The organism is Variovorax sp. P4_D9 (assembly GCF_056401695.1).
Genome location: NZ_JBFUIU010001661.1, coordinates 1 through 737, shown reverse-complemented (window position 1 = coordinate 737; position 737 = coordinate 1). Strand labels below are relative to the sequence as shown.

The following is a 737-nucleotide window of genomic DNA, read 5'->3' as shown; positions in this document are numbered from 1 at the left end:
AGCGAACTGCGTTTTCGCACCGTGGTCGAAGCCGTTCCCAGCGCCATTCTTCTGGTGGACCATCAGGGCATGATCACGCTGGCCAACGCGCAGGCGGAAGCCATGTTCGGCTACTCGCGTGCAAATCTCGTCGCGAAGCCTGTCGAGATGCTGATTCCTGAACGCTTTCGCGGTCCCCATGTCGGCCTGCGAGAGTCATACGGCAAGGACCCGCGGACGCGGGCGATGGGAGCCGGGCGCGAGCTGTTCGCTTGTCGCAATGATGGAGGCGAATTCCCGGTAGAGGTCGCACTCAGTCCGATGTCGACCGGTGAGGGGCTGTTCATCCTGGCCTCGGTCGTCGACGTCACCGAACGCAGACGCGTCGAACGGACGACAGCCCGCCAGCGCGACGAGCTCGCGCACCTGTCGCGGGTCGCGATGTTGGGGGAATTGTCCGGATCTCTCGCGCACGAACTCAACCAGCCGCTGACGGCCATTCTGAGCAATGCGCAGGCGGCGCAGCGCTTTCTCGCGCAAAGCCCGCCGCGCGTCGACAAGCTTGCCGAGATTCTGTCCGACATCGTCAAGTGCGATCACCGCGCCGGCGCAGTGATTCAGCGGCTGCGATCCATGCTCAGGAAGGAAGACGCGCAGCACGATCTTCTGGACATCAACGACGTGGTCCAGGAATCGCTGCGTCTGCTTCGCAGTGACCTGTTGAACCGCCATGTGATGGCCAGCGCGGACCTGGCCGA

Annotated in this window: 1 protein-coding gene; it reads left to right on the top strand. The window is 63.6% G+C overall.

Annotation, left to right across the window (positions count from 1 at the left end):
* Positions 1-21 precede the first annotated feature (21 nt).
* Positions 22-737: PAS domain S-box protein (locus tag AC1DY5_RS57620; protein ID WP_478123039.1), on the top strand; the 716-nt coding region annotated here is incomplete at its 3' end.